Origin of the sequence: Paenibacillus abyssi, from assembly GCF_014640295.1 — a bacterium.
Classification (GTDB): Bacteria; Bacillota; Bacilli; order Paenibacillales; family Paenibacillaceae; genus Paenibacillus_D; species Paenibacillus_D abyssi.
In genome coordinates this window covers 1-18554 of the sequence record NZ_BMGR01000001.1, presented here as the reverse complement: position 1 = coordinate 18554, position 18554 = coordinate 1, and the positions used below count along the sequence as shown (strand labels likewise).

18 protein-coding genes, 2 tRNA genes and 1 pseudogene are annotated in these 18554 nt (G+C 48.4%); 5 read left to right on the top strand and 16 right to left on the bottom strand.

What is annotated here, in order from left to right; genetic code table 11:
- The 4 genes and pseudogenes from IEW11_RS00100 to IEW11_RS25090 all read right to left on the bottom strand — a co-directional run bounded on the left by IEW11_RS00100 (position 1) and on the right by IEW11_RS25090 (position 2653).
- On the bottom strand, positions 1–1161 hold the full coding sequence (locus IEW11_RS00100) for a glucose-1-phosphate adenylyltransferase (protein ID WP_188527821.1): 1161 nt from the start codon (positions 1159–1161) through the stop codon (positions 1–3).
- A 627-nt stretch (positions 1162–1788) separates the two neighbouring features.
- A pseudogene (locus IEW11_RS00095) lies at positions 1789–1923 on the bottom strand (metallophosphoesterase family protein); the annotation flags it as partial.
- Positions 1924–1947: 24 nt separating this feature from the next.
- Positions 1948–2502: a hypothetical protein gene (locus IEW11_RS00090; protein ID WP_188527817.1), complete on the bottom strand. Its 555-nt coding sequence runs from the start codon at positions 2500–2502 to the stop codon at positions 1948–1950.
- A gap of 22 nt (positions 2503–2524) precedes the next feature.
- Positions 2525–2653 carry a hypothetical protein gene (locus IEW11_RS25090; RefSeq protein WP_268237349.1) on the bottom strand — a complete coding sequence of 43 codons (129 nt, stop codon included), beginning with the start codon at positions 2651–2653 and terminating at the stop codon, positions 2525–2527.
- Between the two features lie 222 nt (positions 2654–2875).
- Between IEW11_RS25090 and IEW11_RS00085 the strand changes: the two genes are divergently transcribed.
- The gene (locus tag IEW11_RS00085; protein WP_188527815.1) at positions 2876–5383 is read left to right on the top strand and encodes a septation ring formation regulator EzrA; all 2508 of its coding nucleotides are present in this window, start codon (positions 2876–2878) and stop codon (positions 5381–5383) included.
- 67 nt (positions 5384–5450) lie between these two features.
- Here the strand turns inward: IEW11_RS00085 and IEW11_RS00080 are convergent, their stop codons facing one another.
- Positions 5451–6473, bottom strand: coding sequence for a Gfo/Idh/MocA family protein (locus IEW11_RS00080; RefSeq protein ID WP_188527813.1), 1023 nt, complete (start codon positions 6471–6473; stop codon positions 5451–5453).
- A gap of 22 nt (positions 6474–6495) precedes the next feature.
- On the bottom strand, positions 6496–7263 hold the full coding sequence (locus IEW11_RS00075) for a sugar phosphate isomerase/epimerase family protein (protein ID WP_188527811.1): 768 nt from the start codon (positions 7261–7263) through the stop codon (positions 6496–6498).
- 144 nt (positions 7264–7407) lie between these two features.
- Here IEW11_RS00075 and IEW11_RS00070 point away from each other — a divergent pair, with 144 nt between their 5' ends.
- Positions 7408–8244, top strand: a complete 837-nt coding sequence (locus IEW11_RS00070; protein ID WP_188527809.1) for an AraC family transcriptional regulator — start codon at positions 7408–7410, stop codon at positions 8242–8244.
- 32 nt (positions 8245–8276) lie between these two features.
- Here IEW11_RS00070 and IEW11_RS00065 read toward each other — a convergent pair whose 3' ends face one another.
- The 3 genes from IEW11_RS00065 to helD form a co-directional block, all read right to left on the bottom strand.
- The gene (locus IEW11_RS00065) at positions 8277–8540 is read right to left on the bottom strand and encodes a DUF1294 domain-containing protein (protein WP_188527807.1); all 264 of its coding nucleotides are present in this window, start codon (positions 8538–8540) and stop codon (positions 8277–8279) included.
- Positions 8540–9178, bottom strand: a complete 639-nt coding sequence (locus IEW11_RS00060; protein ID WP_188527805.1) for a DUF4309 domain-containing protein — start codon at positions 9176–9178, stop codon at positions 8540–8542. The genes IEW11_RS00065 and IEW11_RS00060 overlap by 1 nt, the downstream gene beginning before the upstream one ends.
- A 182-nt stretch (positions 9179–9360) precedes the next feature.
- Positions 9361–11745 (bottom strand): RNA polymerase recycling motor HelD, encoded by a 2385-nt coding sequence (helD, locus tag IEW11_RS00055; protein ID WP_188528734.1) that lies wholly within the window; start codon positions 11743–11745, stop codon positions 9361–9363.
- A gap of 229 nt (positions 11746–11974) precedes the next feature.
- Here helD and IEW11_RS00050 point away from each other — a divergent pair, with 229 nt between their 5' ends.
- Positions 11975–12451, top strand: a complete 477-nt coding sequence (locus tag IEW11_RS00050) for a glutathione peroxidase (protein ID WP_188527803.1) — start codon at positions 11975–11977, stop codon at positions 12449–12451.
- A 297-nt stretch (positions 12452–12748) separates the two neighbouring features.
- On the opposite strand, the gene IEW11_RS00045 is transcribed toward IEW11_RS00050, so the two are convergent.
- Positions 12749–13039, bottom strand: coding sequence for a Rieske (2Fe-2S) protein (locus tag IEW11_RS00045; RefSeq protein ID WP_188527801.1), 291 nt, complete (start codon positions 13037–13039; stop codon positions 12749–12751).
- Positions 13040–13217: 178 nt separating this feature from the next.
- On the opposite strand from IEW11_RS00045, the gene IEW11_RS00040 reads away from it, so the two are divergent.
- A tRNA-Thr gene (locus IEW11_RS00040) sits at positions 13218–13293 on the top strand.
- Between the two features lie 9 nt (positions 13294–13302).
- Positions 13303–13379: transfer RNA gene (locus IEW11_RS00035), tRNA-Pro, on the top strand.
- 78 nt (positions 13380–13457) lie between these two features.
- Here the strand turns inward: IEW11_RS00035 and IEW11_RS00030 are convergent.
- The 6 genes from IEW11_RS00030 to IEW11_RS00005 all read right to left on the bottom strand — a co-directional run bounded on the left by IEW11_RS00030 (position 13458) and on the right by IEW11_RS00005 (position 18443).
- Positions 13458–14135 carry an oxidoreductase gene (locus IEW11_RS00030; RefSeq protein WP_188527800.1) on the bottom strand — a complete coding sequence of 226 codons (678 nt, stop codon included), beginning with the start codon at positions 14133–14135 and terminating at the stop codon, positions 13458–13460.
- A gap of 168 nt (positions 14136–14303) precedes the next feature.
- The gene (locus tag IEW11_RS00025; protein WP_188528732.1) at positions 14304–15515 is read right to left on the bottom strand and encodes a stalk domain-containing protein; all 1212 of its coding nucleotides are present in this window, start codon (positions 15513–15515) and stop codon (positions 14304–14306) included.
- A gap of 249 nt (positions 15516–15764) precedes the next feature.
- Positions 15765–16457, bottom strand: a complete 693-nt coding sequence (locus IEW11_RS00020) for an LrgB family protein (protein WP_188527798.1) — start codon at positions 16455–16457, stop codon at positions 15765–15767.
- The gene (locus IEW11_RS00015; protein ID WP_188527796.1) at positions 16441–16803 is read right to left on the bottom strand and encodes a CidA/LrgA family protein; all 363 of its coding nucleotides are present in this window, start codon (positions 16801–16803) and stop codon (positions 16441–16443) included. The genes IEW11_RS00020 and IEW11_RS00015 overlap by 17 nt, the downstream gene beginning before the upstream one ends.
- A gap of 33 nt (positions 16804–16836) precedes the next feature.
- Positions 16837–17433 carry a thymidine kinase gene (locus IEW11_RS00010; protein WP_188527794.1) on the bottom strand — a complete coding sequence of 199 codons (597 nt, stop codon included), beginning with the start codon at positions 17431–17433 and terminating at the stop codon, positions 16837–16839.
- Between the two features lie 35 nt (positions 17434–17468).
- Entirely contained in the window at positions 17469–18443 is a 975-nt protein-coding gene (locus tag IEW11_RS00005) for an NAD(P)H-quinone oxidoreductase (protein ID WP_188527792.1), read from the bottom strand.
- Positions 18444–18554 lie beyond the last annotated feature (111 nt).

The window sequence follows — 18554 nt, the reverse complement described above, 5'->3', positions numbered from 1 at the left end:
TCACTCCACCTCCTGAAGGGCTTGGTTCATACCGATATATTCATCACTTGCCACCACGGTGATGTCTTTTCCATCCAAACTGCCCACCGTCATGCCTTCTTCAATGACTGCCCCTTCACCTACAATTGCCCGGTATATTCGGGCTCCCTTGCCAATTTTAACGCCAGGCATAATAACCGATTCATGAATGAACGTGCCTTCTCCCGCTTCAACTCCGTAGAACAACACAGACCGATGCACCTTGCCTTCGATAAAACAGCCTTCCGTAATGAGCGACTCTGTAACTTCAGCCTGAGGTGAAATGTACTGCGCAGGGCGGTTGGGGTTTACCGAATAAATCCGCCAATCTTTATCGTACAAATCGAGCTGCGGCATCTCCGACAGCAGGTCCATATTCGCTTCCCATAAGCTCTCGATCGTGCCGACGTCTTTCCAGTAGCCTTGGAACGGGTAGGCATTTAATTTCACGCCGTCTGTCAGCATCGCGGGAATAATATCTTTGCCAAAGTCATTGCTGGACTGCTTGTTGGCCTCGTCCCTCAGCAAATACTGCTGCAGGACCGGCCAGGAAAAGATATATACGCCCATCGACGCCAGATTGCTGTCCGGGACCTTCGGCTTTTCCCGAAATTCGGTAATCCCGCCGTTATCGTCTACGCTCATAATGCCGAAGCGGCTTGCTTCCTTCCAAGGCACTTCGAAGACGGCAATCGTTACGTCTGCGCCCTTCTTCTTATGATGCTGCAGCATGAGGTCATAGTTCATTTTATAAATGTGATCGCCTGAAATGATAAGCACATATTCCGGATCGTAACGGTCAATAAAACCCATGTTCTGATAAATCGCGTTGGCCGTACCCTTGTACCATGTGCCGCCTTTGGATTTGACATAGGGAGGAAGCACGGACATTCCTCCGTACCGGCGATCCAGCCCCCATGGGCTGCCGATCCCTAAATATTGATTTAATACGAGCGGTTGATATTGCGTTAATACGCCGACTGTATCGATGCCTGAATGCGTACAGTTACTGAGCGTGAAATCAATGATCCGATATTTACCGCCAAAATGAACGGCCGGTTTAGCCAAATCTTTTGTCAGAACGCCGAGCCGCTTTCCTTCGCCTCCGGCAAGCAGCATAGCCATCATTTCTTTTCGAACCATGGACACCACTCCCTTAATGATGTAGGTAACCAAAAAACAACCGCTGCTGAGCAGGCCTTTACTCTGAAGATTAAATTCATGTTGTCCAGCAGGGATCATACGTAAATGATTTTAATTGGGAAGGGGAAAACAACGTTTTACTATAAACCAAATAGCAGAAAAAAAGGTAATGAGGCGGTAATTGCGCTTGAATCTGAAACCATGCAAGGGGTGGAGAGGTAAACGCCGGTCAAGAGGAACAACCTTCGGCGATCATATAGCGGTAAAGCCCGTCCATCTAACACATTACCATCCGGAAGATGGCCTTGAACCTTCTTTTCAATTATATGCGCACTGAAGGCCAGATAACATAAAAATTATCGCCTTCGCAAAAAAGATACAAATTCTCAAGGAAAGGCCAGTTAAGCGCTAATCATTGTCGCTTCCAATACCACCCCCTGCGATTATTGTACCTTCTGTCAATCTGTGAGCTTCGTGTAATAATTAATAACATTAATTAATAACTATACTCTAATTATACTATGATTTGTAAAAGTTTACATCCCATTTTCCGAGATTTTACCCGGTTTTATACGTCAAAATACATAACATTTCCTGCTGCCGCTAACGATAGTATCAGCCGTTTCCGGAATGAGGGACTTTGCCTACCAGATCGCCAAGACAAAAGATTCTGGTAATCAGACGTGCAGCGATATTGTTCAGCACCGCTTCTAAGGCCGGTATATTGCCATGAATATCGGAAATGATCGCGATTCTCTCCATTTACTTCTCCGATAAGCCGTATATTTAGCGAGCCGTTTCCGCCGGCCCGCCGGTCCGGAAAACTTCCTCGTTCTTGTCGTTATACCCGATAGCGCCCGTTGGCATATCATATTCCGTCTTCTCCTGAAGCGGACTGGACACGATGAAATATTCACCGGGCTCAATATCCAGCTCATATGAATCTTCTTCTACATATGCAACGATCCTGCTCATATGATCCGCATTATCGCCTGCACATACGATATATTGCCCATCAGAGGTATCAGCGACGGTTAAATGGAAGGTATTCCCAAGACCAGCCGTTTCGATCATCCATTTATCATTGCTCCCCCGCTCAAACATCGCCAAGCCGGTCTGTGACCCGAGCGAGAACAGAACAACCTTCTTGTTCGCCATGTCCTTCATCTGTTGAATGTGAATTTTCTGATCGATCCTGGTTAATTCATAAATAGCTTGGCTGATTGCCGCCTCGTTGTTCTCCACATTATAATTCATGCGGGGCGCGAGCCAAAAATGATAAAAAACAACGCCGGCGATCAGACATACAAGTAGTATTGATAAAAATAGCGGCTTTCTCATCATTTCCTCCGGTTATTAAATATCATTCGTTCACTTCGGCCAAGGTTCCCTTTAACGTCGTAACCGCATGTCCCGATACGATAACGCGATCATTGTTGACCTTTAAGTATAAAATGCCTTTCAAAGCCGACAGCTGCTTTGCTGTAAACAAACACCTCGCATATCCATCATTGAACAATTCTACAACCTCTATACCTATACTATCAGCCTGACCGCAATTCCACAAACCTCACTGTCGATCCCCTGCTCGACTGGACGAATTTTCTATGCTTTCCAAATAGATGTTGATTTTATTGAAACACTCACGGTATCGTTTACGTATGAATGAAATACGAATAACAAATGGAATATTTCATAACGGAGGTACTCAAATTTGCGAAGAACGATAGTTTTATTATGGCTGATCAGCCTGCTTCTTTCCGTACCTTCCTTTGCCGCGGCAGCCGTTCCTGATAAGGATGGCCGTATTCATGATTTAGCGGCTATGCTGCCCGCTGACCGGCTTGGCCTGTTGGAACAAGCTGCCCAATCAGGCGAATATACGTTCTATGTTTTAACGATTGATACGTTCAATGCCAATGCTCCCGCTGACTATGCAACTGAAGTGTACCGAACTTGGGAACTGCAGGCCAATGACGTGTTAGTTGTTATTGCAGATGTCGACCGCCTGATAGAAATGAACTTTAACAATCCGGGCCTACAGGCTAAGCTTAACGCGCTCCCAGCAGATTACGACGGCAACGGGAACACCGATGAATCAAAGATTACGGAATTCGTGAATCAGCACTTCATCCCCTCGGCAATCGAGGGCGACTTTGTCCAAGCGATATTATCCTTAATCGAAGCCACACAAAATCTCAAAGAAATCAGAACAGATTCCAGTTCCACACCTGCCGTACCTCAGCCGGGTGTCTCTTCCGAGATTTCCAGACCTGTACCGGGAACACAGACAACTGCGCCACAGGCAACCAGCAGCAGCCAAGTTACCTTTTCTTTTTTCTGGATCGGACTGGCAATCGTCCTGCTGGCCATAATGATCCTCTTGGTGTTGGCAGGCTGGTCTAATAAGAAGCGCATTAGAAGACAGCAGTCGCGATTGGAAGAGCTAATGGTACAAGTTTATCAAGCCAGTGAACAGTTGAAGCCTTATATCGGGCTTGTTCAAGGGGTGTCAGAACAGCTCGTGTCTAAGCTCGAACGCCAGCTAGAGGACCAAATGGTTCGCCTGAACAAGAAGAAAAACGAATTGTCCGGCACCCGTATCTCGTTGTTTCAATTCTCGCGAATGAATGCTTTATACACACAAATAAAATCAATGTTGGACGCAATCGAGCAGGAAATCACAAATGAACGCGCCGAAATCGCGCAGCTGATCGATGCAGATAGAACGATCAAAGAGAAGGTTGACCGGCTTGAGGCGCGTCTGCAGAACCTGCGCAGCCAGCTCGACGGACAGGTGCAGAAAACATCCTATCCATTGACAACGTTGTTCGACTCGTTAGATGAGCTTGATGCAGAGATGAAGAAGGCCGAGCAGTTGGAGATGTTCGATCCCATCGCAGCGACACAGGAGGTCATGGAGTCCAAGGTTGAAACGTCAAAACTTGAAGAAGAAGTGTTGTCCATTCCGGTCTATCTGGAACGCTATCATGGTTTTCCGTCAGCTTCTTCGGAGCGGAGAACTGAAATCGACCGTTTGACTGAAACACACCGGATTCAGCTGGTCATGCTGCGCTTAAATCCATACAGTCTCATCCATGATGCCCGTGAAACGAATGAGCGCATGCTCGAATCGCTTAAGCAGGGAAACATAAATGACGTATCCAGGCTGGCCGAACAAACAGAGCGGTTACTTGCCGATGCGCTGGCGATCACCACGCGCCAAGCCGAGCTGAAGCAGCTGAATCGGAACAATATAAAATATATCGAATCGAAACAAGCTTCTTATCTGGTTGAAATCCAAGAGTTAAATGCTTTGCTGCGGCATGTTAGCGCTAAGTATACAGCTAATCATTGGGCAGCCCTTCAGGAGCGATTCGAACAAATGCAAATAACAGTCAGGGATGCAGGTGCAAACCTGCTGGAAATCAAGTCGCTTTGCGATGACCAGCGGCAGGAATATGACCTTGCCAACACGGAGCTTCAGCACTGGCTGCAGAAGCTGCGTGAAGCAGACAACATCGCGGCGGAATGCCGCAGCTATTGGCAGGCGTTGGATGAGCGGCTGTCGCAAGCGGATCGCGATACGGAGCGTTTGTGGCAGCAGTTCCAGCAGGGAATGTCGCTGATTCAGAGCGAATCGCTGCCCTATCTGCAAATATGGGAGCACAGCAGTGTGGGAATCGTGCAGCTTCATCGCCAGCTTAGAGACCGCTTGGCAGCCGGCCTGATCAACCTCGACGACATTGACAAGGGCCGTACACATTATGAACAAGAAATTACATCTCTTCTTCAGCAAATTCACCGTAAGCTGGAGGAGAAACGGGAAGCGCAACGCCAGCTTCACGAGGCAGGGGCCCGGTTCACATCAATGTCCAATAAGGTCGGCTCCCGCGTGAACCAGCGAAGCTACGGCAGCCGCTATCAATCGTTGCATGGCGAGGCGGAACGGTTGATTACACAAGGCTTGTTCGTTGAAGCGATGAACCAATTGGCAGGAGTGATCCACATAACAAATGAGATGAACCGTGATTATAATGCGGCGTTAGCTGCGGAACAAATGCAAAGGCAAATGAACGATAGAAATAACACGCCCTTCGGCGGCGGAGGTTCTGGTGGTTCCTCAGGGGGCAGTTCTTTCGGGGGCGGTGGCTCGAGAAATTCCTCTGGAGGCGGTTCATGGGGCTCCAAGAGCAACTCTTCCGGCGGATCCAAGTGGTAACAGGGCAAAAGCAAAATCCACTACCTGACGCAATGTATGCGCAGGTAGTGGATTTTTTGATGCCCGATTAGTTTAAGGAGATCATCTTGCCTGTGGCTTGTGATTCGAAAGCAGCCAGAATAACGTTGAGTGATTTTCTACCTTCTTCACCAGAAATGCTTGGCGGTGTGTTGGTCACGATACAATGAACAAATTCATCGATAACGCCGCTTGTTACTTGAACGGTGTTGGTCGCAATGGCTCCAACCTTGTAGCGCTCTACATTTCCGTTGCGCAGCTCGACAATGACTTGATCTTCAGGATCTGTACCGATTTTCATTACGCCGTTCTCACACCAAAGCACAGTGCTGTTGTCTTCGCCTTTGTAGTATGTCCAGCTTGCTACGAGCGAGCCAATCGCGCCGCTCTTCATGCGCAGGATGCAGTTCGCGCTGTCGTCTACATCTGTGTCCTGCTTGCTCACGGTACCGATAAAGCCGGCTACATCAGCCACTTCATCATCCAGCAGCCAACGGATCAAGTCGGATTTGTGAACACCCAGATCACCCATCGCGCCCATAATCGCCTCTTCTTTACGGAAGAACCAGCTTTCCTTGCCGTCGACGCTCCAACCTTCCGGTCCAGGATGGCCAAATGACGTGCGGAACGATAATACTTTGCCCAGAACGCCTGACTTCAGGATTTCTTTTGCTTTCACATGCGGCGGCATAAAACGTTGGTTGTGGCCAACCATCAGCATAACACCGTTTTTCTTCGCTGCTTCGATCATTTGCGCAGCTTCTTTATCTGTAGAAGCCATCGGCTTCTCTACCAGCACGTGTGCACCAGCTTCAGCTGCAGCAATGGAGATTATGGCATGCGTTGCATTTGGCGTACATACGCTTACAGCATCCGGCTTAATTTCTTTTAACATTACAGTATAATCTGCATACGCTTTGGCACCGAATGGCGCCGCGCATTGCTCGGCCCTCTCCAATACAGGGTCAACGAACGCTACAAGCTCAACGTGCTCATTCGTTTGATATTCGATAATATGCCTTCTTTGCGCGATTGCTCCACACCCGATAACAGCTACTCTGATTTTGCTCATGTCGTTGTATTTCCCCCTCAAATTAGTTGTAATTTTGTTTTAGCCAAGCTCTGCTTGTTTTCACCGATTGCAGCGGCGGATTTGCGCATCTGTCCTGCTCTACGATGATCCACTCCACATCGGCTTGCTCGGCAGCTGTGATAATGCTCGGCAGATCCAGATCGCCTTGTCCAAGCTCAACCGTATCAATCGGTTCATTCGGCGCCGTTTTACGGAAATCCTTCAAATGCAGCAACGGCAGACGTCCTTTGTATTTGGCGATGTAAGCAAGCGGATCTTGTCCGGAGTATTGAACCCAACCCAGATCCATCTCGACCGTCAAACGGTCTGCGCTTACTTGCTCGTACATCGCATCAAATACGAACGAACCGTTAATCTTCATCGCGAATTCGAAATCATGGTTGTGGTAACCCAGCTGCAAGCCGTTTTGGCGGAAAACCTCACCATAGCGGTCCAAACGGTCGATGATCGACTGCCATGCTGCAGTATCCCGACGGTCTTCTTCGAATACATAAGGAACGATGCCGTATTTAGCGCCGATCGTTTTCAGGTAAGCGATCTCATTTTCCAGCTGCTCATCCAAACGCTGAAGGCTGATATGACTGCCAACTGCCTTTAGATTAAGCTCTTGCAGCAATGCCTTCATCTCTTCTGCAGATAAATCGCCATATCCTGCGAATTCCACGCCTTCATATCCCATTGCAGCGATTTCCCGGAGCGTTCCGGCAAAATCCCGCTGCAGATCATCCCGCACGGTATACAATTGCAATGCAATGCCCATCTTTGCCATTTCTTATATCCTCCTTAATATACGTGTACCATAGTGGAATTGAATTTTCTATAGTTTATTATAAATACATTTGCATCAAAGTTACCATGTAGGATAATGTTATAACATGAACTATTCTGCTATTGATATAAAGGAGTTATGAACATGGAGTCCGAGATTCTTATGTGCGATTATTCGCATCATATCCAGCCTTTTTATACGTATGCTTCAAATGGCTTACCAGGCTACTTGATTCGTCTGCAGACTGAAGGTTATGCCAGCGTACTGATTGACGGTAAAATGCAGCCGATCGGCCCAGGCCACCTGCTCATCTTACACCCCGGTGATCCTTATCAATTAGCGATCGAAGCCTATGAGCATCCGCAGCGGGGACTGATCGTGTCAAGCAGCGATTATTATCTGGCTTGCCAGGGCAAATGGCTCGATAAATGGCGGGAACAGCGCAAGCATCCTCCGCTTGTACGGGTCGATGTGGAAGAAAAGCTGTTGTCGTTATGGAGATTGCTTATTCTGGAGAAACGCAGAATGGAGAAAGAAAACGAAGAGCTGTCGGAATACTTACTTCGTTCCCTCTGCTTGAGTATAGACCGATTGATCGATGACCAATCCATCCACCGCGGCAGGCCTTTCGTTGCATCACGAATCAAATCCTATATCGAGGAGCACGCTACGTCTTCATTCAAAATAGAAGATCTTGCCAATCATGTCGGTCTTAGTGTCTCACGCGCTTCCCATTTATTCAAGGAGTGTTATGGAAAGACAATCATAGAATATATGCAGGAAATACGCCTTGCAATAGCTGAAGAGCGAATGAAATACAGCTCGATGACATTAGAACAAATCGCGGAAACCTGCGGTTTTGCGAGTTACTCTTACTTCTTCCGGGTATTCCGTAAAAAATTCAATATGTCGCCTGTCGATTATAGGGTCAAACATGCCCCTGCCTTGGCATCCATAGCGCGGCAGCGCAACAAAAAATAAGCAGCCAAATGCATAGCCTTGGCTGCTTTTTGCTAGAGAAAATAGATAAACCACAGCGCTGCGATGTTCAAAATAAACAGCGCCGGAATACCGTAGACGAACGAGTTGTGCTTTGTCTTATGCCGCCAGATCCGCATGCCCAGCCAAGCGCCCAATGCACCGCCGATCGCTGCGATGACGAATAACTGTTTTTCCGGCACGCGCCGTCCATGTTTGACAGCTTGCCGCTTGTCGTATCTCATCATGCTAAAACTCACAATATTAATTAGAAGCAGGTAGAAAGCCATCTCAATCATCAGGTTTCCTCATAATAGGCCGCGTTCGTCGGCCCATTCTCTTCCTCAGCGGTAAATATGACCGCATACTCGCCAACTCTATATTCCATGGACCACATACCTGCATAAAATTCATTATTCACGTTTTCATCCGGCGTATGCATCGTGTAACCATCCCCCAGAACAACGGCAATCTCTTCGAATGGCTGGCCAATCGTTACCCCGAATAATGAGTTGTCAGTACCAAAACCCATTCCTTTGATCGTACCGTCAACAATGTTATTTTCTCCGTCGAGCTCCGCATCGCTAAAAAACACCACGTTTGGATAAGACAAATAAACACCCCCGGCAAAATAATCCATTTGATCCGGCTCTCCGAGCTCTTCTGTGATGCCTTCCGTGAGATCGCCTAACCCATAGGCTATGCCTTCTACTTTCCCTTCATACGCGCCGGCCGGGAATCGATCTGTAGATTGTCCGGCGTCCGTTTCTCCTTCGCCCTGTTCGTTGGCAGGATCAACTGCCGGTGCAGAATCGTTGTTCTCTATATTAACCGTATTCACGTTTTGGGTTTGATCCTCCGATGGCGGCTCGGAGCTGCACGCCGAGAGAAGTGCTGCCAACATTGCAGAAGTTATCGCTAGGCTGCGCCATTTCATCATTTATTCCTCCTTAGTATGTAATCTCTTAAACTAGCAATTCCTGCTTCTATATTAAACGATGTTACGGCCCAGCTCAACTTTGGCCAGACCTATAGAAATGGAAACAGCCTGTACAGGTTCATCCGCTGGGCGGATTTTTTCTATACAGGCTGTTCTTGAAAGCTTAATATTCTGTTGGATTAACGCGGTGCAGCTGGGTCCGCTTCCGGCACCAAAGCAATAGGCACATAGGTTTCTTGCGGCTGCGTTGTGACAAAGAAGCTCGGTTCACCTATCGAGAATACCCGCAGCGAATGCATGGCACGCGTACAGGCTGTATAGAACAGCTTCCTTTCGTTCTCCCGGCCGTATTGATGCTGTGAGCCGTTATAAAGAATGACTGCATCAAACTCCACGCCTTTAGCCAGATAAGCAGGGATAATCTGCGTTCCCTTGGAGAAAGCGGCCGTCTCTTTCTTGACCAGATTCACCGGTGTGCGCGATGCCAATGCTTCATAGGCCGCCCGGCTCTCTGCTGCAGTCTTGCAAATCACTGCGATCGATTCATACCCATCCGCTTGCAGCTCTTCAATGTGCATCGCAACCTGTTCATGAAGCTCATCTTCATTCATTACGCTAATCACTTGTGGTTTCTCTCCACCGCGGTTAAATGGAATGATGGACTCGCCTCCCGGCACCATGCCGCGCGTAAACTCGACGATCTCTCTGGTTGACCGGTAGCTGCGGGTCAACCGGATCAATTCGGTCTGCTCGCTCCCAAACAGCTGAACAAGAGGCTCCTCTTCTCCAAAAACAGAAGTATGCGCGAAGATGGCTTGATTCAAATCGCCCAAAGCAGTCATACGGCCGCGCGGGAACAATCGCTTCAAAAACTCCAGTTGGAACGGTGAGTAGTCCTGCGCTTCATCAACGAACACATGGCGAACATTCGTATTCATCTGAAAACCTTGAACCTGCTCCTTCAGGTATAAGTATGGAGTACTATCCTCATACGACAGCTCTTTCTTGTCCATTCGTTCCGTCGTCTGCCTGCTGATCTCCGACCAGTAAGCCGGTACGAGGTCAGAGCCTCCGACCAGCTCTGTTAATAAATGCGGGTTATCGAACAGCTGGCGATACAGCTTGGTCACATCTACAAAGCGAAGTGATTTGATACGCGAACGCACCGGTTTGAGCCTCTCGCGTACGATAACCCGGGCAAGCAGCTCCTTCTCCATGTTGAAATCGTCAAACGACATTTCCTTATTTCTTCCTTGCTTTCGAACCTTCTGATAGGCGCGCTGATAATCCTCCTGGGAGAGCAGCTCCATCTCTTCTTCAACCCATGCTTCGTTCCATTCCTTCTTTGCGAAAGCCGACAGCTCCGTCAGCAGCCAATCCCGCAGCAGCACAACCCGGTTGGCCAGCTTGACCTGCGCATCCATCGCATAGAACCTAACTTTCATCGCCTCCGCGGAGACAATCTCTTTCCCGCGAAATGCCAGCGGTTTGAATAACATCCCTTCAGTTTCAAGACGTTCTGTATACTTACGCAAGGTTTCCAGATAAGCGGCTGATGATTTATAACGAATGGATTCCATTCTGGCGGCATAACCTTCCGTGTGCGGATCGGTGGACAAGATGTATTCCATTTGCTCGAAAGGATCCTCCAATTCGAATTCCTTTCCGAGGCGGTTCTCCAGATACTCCTGAAAAGTTGTCTGTTCCATATTCTCTTCCCCAAGCTCAGGCAGTACCGTGGAGACATAACTGTTAAAGAGCGGGTTAGGCGAAAATAACACCATCTGATCAGCCCTTAACGTCTCGCGATTCTTGTAGAGCAAATAAGCGACACGCTGCAGGGCAGCTGATGTTTTGCCGCTGCCTGCGGCGCCTTGTACGATCAGCATACGGCTGCGCTCATTACGGATAATTTGGTTTTGTTCCTTCTGAATCGTCGCTACGATGCTGCGCATCTGGGAATCCGCGCTTCGGCTGAGCGCTTGCTGCAGCAGCTCGTCGCCGATCGTTATCCCGGTATCAAACAACAGCTTGATCTGTCCGTCCCGGATGACAAACTGACGTTTCAACAGCATCTCACCCTTGATGATACCGCCGGGTGTATCATATTGTGCGGCTCCCGGTCCGTAATCGTAGTACAAGCTGGATACCGGAGCCCGCCAATCATAAATAAGAAACGTGTCATTCTCCTCATCCATGAAGGACGCGATGCCTAAATATATGGATTCCTTTTTTTCTGTGTTTTCTTCCACAAAGTCAATCCGGCCGAAGTATGGCGATTGAACCAAGCGCCGGTATTTACCCAGCGTTGCTGACGCATGCCTATGGCTGCGCTCACGCTCGGACATGACGTCCGCCTGCTGCTTCATGCTGAAATACGTTTCCGTCAAATCCTCCGCATGGCTGAAATTGATCGTAACCTCATCCCAAAAATGCTTTCGGATCTCCACAACATCTGAACGTACATTGCCCGTCCGCTTTTCAAGCTCATCCATTTGTAATGCCACTTTTTGAATGACTTCGTCCACACGCGACTGTTCCTGCTGCCATTCTGCTTCCTTCATGCTCAATCCGGTTCGACCTCCTAAGTAAAGATATATCATTCAATAATTGGCCTTTTTTCATAGGGTTGACACGCTTGCCCCAAAGTGATATAATTATTATTGGGTTAATCTCATTCAATTCACTTTTTTATTGTCACCAGTTTATATTGTATCAGCAAGTGTATCTGAAATCAATTCAGGTGCTTTTTTTTTTGCTCAATCACACATCAATTACATAGGAGGAAAGCAAATGACAATCTATGATTTCCAAGTCAAAACGATTGACGGTGAGGAGACAACCCTCTCGTCTTACAAAGGGAAAGTCATGCTGATCGTGAATACGGCAAGCGCATGCGGACTGACGCCGCATTACGAAGGACTTCAAAAACTGTACGAATCGTATCAGGATCAAGGGCTTGTCGTGCTTGGCTTTCCGTGCAATCAATTTGCAGGTCAGGAACCGGGTACGGAAGAAGAAATCAAACAGTTCTGCGATCTTAATTACAAGGTCACCTTCCCGATGTTTGCCAAAATCGATGTAAAAGGCGAGCATGCGCATCCGCTCTATGTACATCTTGTCAACGAGGTTCCCGAAGCTTACCGCACTGGTGAGATTGAATGGAACTTTGTTAAATTCCTCGTTGACCGGGACGGCAATGTGATCAAACAGTACAGCGCGCGTACCGAACCTTCTGCAATCGAAGAAGATATCAAAAGCTTGTTATAAAATAAAAGCCGAATCCTGCAGCACTGCTTTTCTTTATGAAGAGCTGTGCTGTTTTTGTTAGCTCCAGCAGTATATAGTTTATATCTATTCCTGTATTCAATCATTAGCAACGGGGCAAGCGTATTGATACGGGCATGACCTCGGATTTTACCTGATGCTAATGGATACCGATAGCCAGCTTGACTATCATATCACTAGCGGGCAGAGTGAACTCTGATCGTATTGAACGAATCGGTTGTACAACCATGAAGGGCCTGCCCCATAAAGGTGCAGACCCTCAGTCAACCCATCGCTGTTTTACAGCTGCGCGATTAATTCATCATCTCTCACGATGACCGGATAAGATTCGAGCCCCTTGCTCGGTACATTAAGACACGCACCTGTGTGCGTATTGAAAGTCCAGCCGTGCATCGGACACACTAATTCACCATATTCAATCTCAACAAGCTGCCCTGCATGCGGACAAATGCTGGAGACAAGAAGAAACTGATCTTCGTTCTTCAGCAAAAAGTAAGTATCCTTTTCAATCCGCAGTTCTGCCGGAAGCTTTTCGAATTGCTGAACCCGGCCAATTACAACTTCATTCATTGGTTTCCCTCCGCTAGAAATGATGGATCTGTCCATTGTAATACCTTCGCTTTGCGCCCGCAATCCCCTTCTACTCCACCGATAGTTCTTGATTTTAAACCATCAAAATATTTCAAAAAAACACTTGCATATTTATAATAATCTGTGAGATAATACATTTCGTGATTGCGAGATACGTGCCGTTGTAGCTCAATTGGTAGAGCAACTGACTTGTAATCAGTAGGTTGGGGGTTCAAGTCCTCTCGACGGCACCATCTTTCTCTCGGGACGTAGCTCAGCTTGGTAGAGCACCTGGTTTGGGACCAGGGGGTCGCATGTTCAAATCGTGTCGTCCCGACCATTTATACTACTGAAATTTGAATAAAACCAATCGTAGAAAGCTTGAGAAATCAAGCTTTTTTTGTTTTCTATGTTCACTTCACTTTGCAAATGATTTTGCGATTTGTTCAATTCGATCGGATTCATAGATATGTACACCTGGATTCGATTCCCTCTGTACCGCGGCCACCATCGCTTCAGCTACCGTCGTCGCTTCGATCGCGCGATATTTGCGAAGCGGCCCGTTTAACAGGAAAGACAACGGTTTGGCAGCGGCCCCGCCGATCCGTTCTCCGAGCCTGAATTCCTCGCGATCCCCGAGCAGCAGTGACGGCCTGAAGATATGGAGTGTATTCAGCCCTAGTGCGGCAAGCCTCGTTTCCAGCTCGCCTTTTACGCGGCTGTAAAAGAATCTCGACTGCTCATTGGCACCCATTGCCGTTATGACGGAATAGGAACGAACCCCTTCCCGTTTCCCAAGCTCACCCAATTGCAGCGGATAAACATAATCAACCCGGCGAAACTGCTCCTGCGATTTCGCTTTTTTAATCGTTGTGCCTAACGCACAGAACACGTCAGCCCCCTTCATCAAGCCAGACGCTTCCTGTTCAAGCCGGTCGAACGACACGACTAGCTCGATCAGCTTGCCCTGCTCTGCTCCTGACTTACGGCGAACCAACGCAATGACCCGTTCATAATCGGGATGCTGTAACAGCAATTGCACCAATTCTTTTCCGACTAAACCCGCAGCACCAGCTACAACCGCAACCTTCCCCATAGCTTGCCTCCCCAAACTTTGTTTCTTTATTTTAACTCTGTTATCTTTATTATTTCAGTTCACAACAACGAAATCAACCAACTCCATAACACGCACAATCGCTCAAAAGAATGGGGTCGCGTAATGATACGCGGCCCCATGATTGTCGTCTGCACTTATTTTCATCACTTAAAACGAGATCGATTTTTTCATTTCATGAAAGGCTTCTTCACCGATCAATCCTAATCTCCATAAAGCGATTCCTTTCAGATTATAACGCTTGGCTAACCCGATCTTGCTATTTACGGATTGGGCGTTTTCACTGCCCATCGAAATGCCGAGCACGAGCTTGCCGGCTTCCGTTTCTTGCAGAGCAAGGCGAATCGCCTCATCCACTTTGTCCATCGGTTCCGGTCGGCTCTCATCTTCATAAGCATAAGCCATGATCACCAATTCATCCGCATATGCGGCTAAAGTTCGGTAATCATAACCTTGATACACTGAATTTATCGGATGTAAGGCAAGGGAAAGCTTTAAGTTGGCCGCCCGGGTTTGTTCCGACATCAACCTGACGAACTCATTAAATTGCTTTCTCACTTTCTGCTTGTCTCCCGTCATCCCTAATCCTTCGAAGTCAAGATGCACCCCTTGGAAGCCCTTCTGAACGGCCAGATCAACAATACTGTCTATCGTTTGCTGCCGCAGATTCGAGTCCTCGATGACCTTCGTAAGCTCGAGCATTCCGTCTGTCGCATACACCATCAGATAAGGCGTTGTACCGGCCGCTGCAGTCTCCTGTACGATTCGCTCTGGCGTGATCTCCCCGGCAGCCCTCGGCCATCTGAAATCCGTTCCCTCCGTCGTAAAGCTGCTCTCCCGATCGATGCGGCTCCAGCCGAAAGCAACCGAACCCATTCCGGTGATCATTCCCCGCTCGGAAAATGAGGAGAGCGCATAATACCCGGATACATACATGCTTCTCTTTGGAGAAGTGATCGCAACGGTCTTCGTCTTGTTTTCAAAACCCACTCCTGCACCGAACTGGCGGCTGAAGAAGCTAAGCGGAATTAAGGTATGTCCGTTCTTGGCTTGAGGCGGAACCGCAAGCTTCACCGGTTGACCATCCACTTGTGCCGTTGTGTTATTAAGCTGAAGCACCACTGTATGGCTGCCGGATTCATCCTGTCTTGTCGCTGTAATGCGTTTGGATGAATTTTCGTACTGCACTTTAATGCCGATCGCTTCTGCAATTGCGCGAAACGGCACCATGGTATACCCTTTAATAATAATGGGCTCCTCTGGAAACGGCAGAGGATACCCATCGAGCAATATCGTAACCTTGGGGGCCGCGGCAGCATGTATAGCCTCGTTATTAAATGGCGTGCAGAGAAGGGCAACCATCAGGAATACAGAGATAAAAGCTTTCCATCTCAACGAATAAAACCTCCTTCTCTAGCTGGTCTATCTATCATTATACGCTTAAAAACTAGAAATCTCTAATCATATCTTGAAAAAGATAGGAGAATCTATCATTGAAAAAAGCAGAAAAAAGGGATAGCCGTCCTTTTGAACGGCCATCCCTCTTCAAGTGTTATCGATCCACCTGCTCAAATATTTATATTATTATAGCAACTATAGCAACCTGTTAATTCAGATCAACCAATACAGCGGCAGGATGAAAATAGGCGTAATAATACAGCTTAGGCTCATCGAGAGCGCACTGACGCTGGCTTGCCATTCTGAATCGTTCACCAGTCTTGCCGTACCGATCCCATGCGAGGCGGTTCCGACCGCAACCCCGATCGCCAGATCACGGCGAATGCCGAAAAGCTTCAGCACCATCGGACCGAACATACTGCCTATTAAGCCTGTCAATACCGTCAATACTGCTGTCAGTTCCGGGATTCCGCCCAGCTGTTCAGACAGCGGTACAGAAACAGCTGCGGTCACGGATTTGGGGATCATCGAATATAAGATTGCCGTAGACAAACCCGATACAGAAGCCAGCAGCCACGCACCGGCTATGGAAACCACCGAGCCTGCCATTACGCCCGCCAGGATGCCGGGAATGTGGCGGCGCAGCCGCTGCGAATGCTTGTATAAGGGTACGCCAAGCGCCACGGTTGCCGGTCCAAGCATAAACAAGATCAGATCGCCGCCGATTCGGTAATCCTCGTAGGAAATGTCTGTGAAAGTAAGAAACAGGATGACAGCTGCAGCACCTGTAAATAACGGATGCATCCATTTGAATTTATTTCGGAGAAGCAGTGCTGCCGCATAAGCTGCTACAGTGACGGCAACGGCCCACTCCGGCCCTTGTATCCAATCAGCGATCGCCGGCATTGGCCTCCGCCTCCTTCCGCTCTAACAGCTTCGCAACCCACCCGGTCGCGAGCAATACCGCAATCGTGCTCGCAACCAATGAAAAAGCGACGGCGAGCAGCTTATTTGTTTCCACATAACGTGAAAGAACTAACGTGCCAACGACATAAGGCAAAAAAAACAGCATCATATGTCGGATCAAAAACGTGGCCGCGCCTTCCACCCACTGCAGCTTCACCCATCCGAAAAACAGCGAGCAGGTGAATAGAAGCATGCCGATGACATTCGCCGGAATCGGAAGCGAGAGCCACTCTTTCAGAAGAATTCCCGCGAACTGAAACATTAGTAGTATAGCTAAACCAAGCATATGCCAGCCTCCTGCCTTCTCTTATGATCGGCCCTATTGCGATTCCTTCTGAAAGGCTTGATTGTAACAGCGCCGGCATACCGGTTTATAGTCATCATTGCCCCCGATTTGAATCTGCTCGCCGGTATTGATCGGCTGCCCGTCCAGAAATCGGATCACCATCGTCGCCTTGCGATCACAGTACCAGCATATCGTCTTAATCTCCTCGATTTTGTCTGCTTGCACTAGTAAATAGTAACTGCCTTCAAAGAGCCGGTTTTGAAAATCATTTTTCAATCCGAACGCCATAACGGGGATATTCAATTCATCAACAACGCGCGTGAGCTGTAAAATATGATGCTGCTTGAGAAATTGCGCTTCATCAATAAGCACACAATGGATCCGTCTGGAACCATCCGACGAAAGCTGCGTCAGGACACTCTCGTAAAGATCAGTCTGCTCATTCACAGGTATGGCCGGACGCTCGAATCCCACCCGGGAACCTACGAGCTCCGCTTGACCCCTCGCGCTGACCGCAGGGGAGTAGATAAGCACGGGCTTGCCCTGCTCCTCATAGTTATGGGCGACCTTGATGATTTCGAACGATTTGCCGCTGTTCATCGTTCCGTATTTGTAGTAAAGCTGTGCCAATGAATTCTCCCCCAAATAAATTTCGATAGGATCTATTATACACGAAGAATGATCTTACCCGTGTTTTTGTTTTCTTCCATATACTCATGCGCACTGTCCGCTTTATCCCATTCCCATACCGAGTCAATGACCGGTTTCAGGCGCCCATCTTCAAATAAGGGCATAGCAAAGGCAGCAAATTGCTGCGTAAGGCGTATCTTATACTCAGGCAGCTGGGAACGGAGTGCGGTTCCAATGATCTGCAGCCGCTTTCTTAGCAGCAGGCCGAGATCCAGTTCCTTGATTGTACTTCCGCCCATCATGCCAATAACAATCAGCCTTCCATCCATGGCCAGCGATTCGATATTTTGTTCCCAGTACGAAGCGCCGATAAAATCCATAATGATATGAACGCCGTGACCGGCTGTTGCTTCCATTACGCGCGGAGCAAATGGGCCCGCTTTATAATCGATCGCTGCATCGGCGCCAAGTTGAAGGCAGCTGTTACGTTTTTCCTCACTGCCGGCTGTTACGATGGCGGTCGCCACTGCTTCTTTCACCAGCTGGATCGCCGCCGTTCCGACGCCGCTCGCTCCGGCATGAATCAGAACCGTCTGGCCGGGCTTTAATCCGCCAAGCACAAACAGATTCAGATAAGCGGTTAAAAAAACCTCGGGGATCGCCGCTGCTTCCTCAAATGAAAACCGGTCGGGAATTCGCATGGCCATACCGGCCGGAATGCTGACTTTCTCTGCATAACCGCCGCCAGGAAGAAGAGCAAACACCCGATCTCCCGCTTTCCAAGCCTCTACCTTACTCCCGACTTTCTCCACTACGCCGGACATTTCGAGTCCGAGAATCGGCGATGCTCCCTGCGGCGGCGGATAGAGCCCCCGCTTTTGCAAAAGATCCGCCCGGTTGAGCGCAGTTGCTTTGACGCTGACAAGCAGCTCCCCTTCAGACATTTCAGGGTCTGCGGCATTGCCTATGTACAGCTGTTTCGTTTTTTCATCGACCAATACAGCTTTCATTTGAATACCTCCTACAGAGTTATGCTGCAAATGAGCTTGTACAATAGGGATACTAGAGTGAAAGGCTGGGCGAAGCCCAGCCCCTCCTCATCAAACCGTACGTGAGGTTTT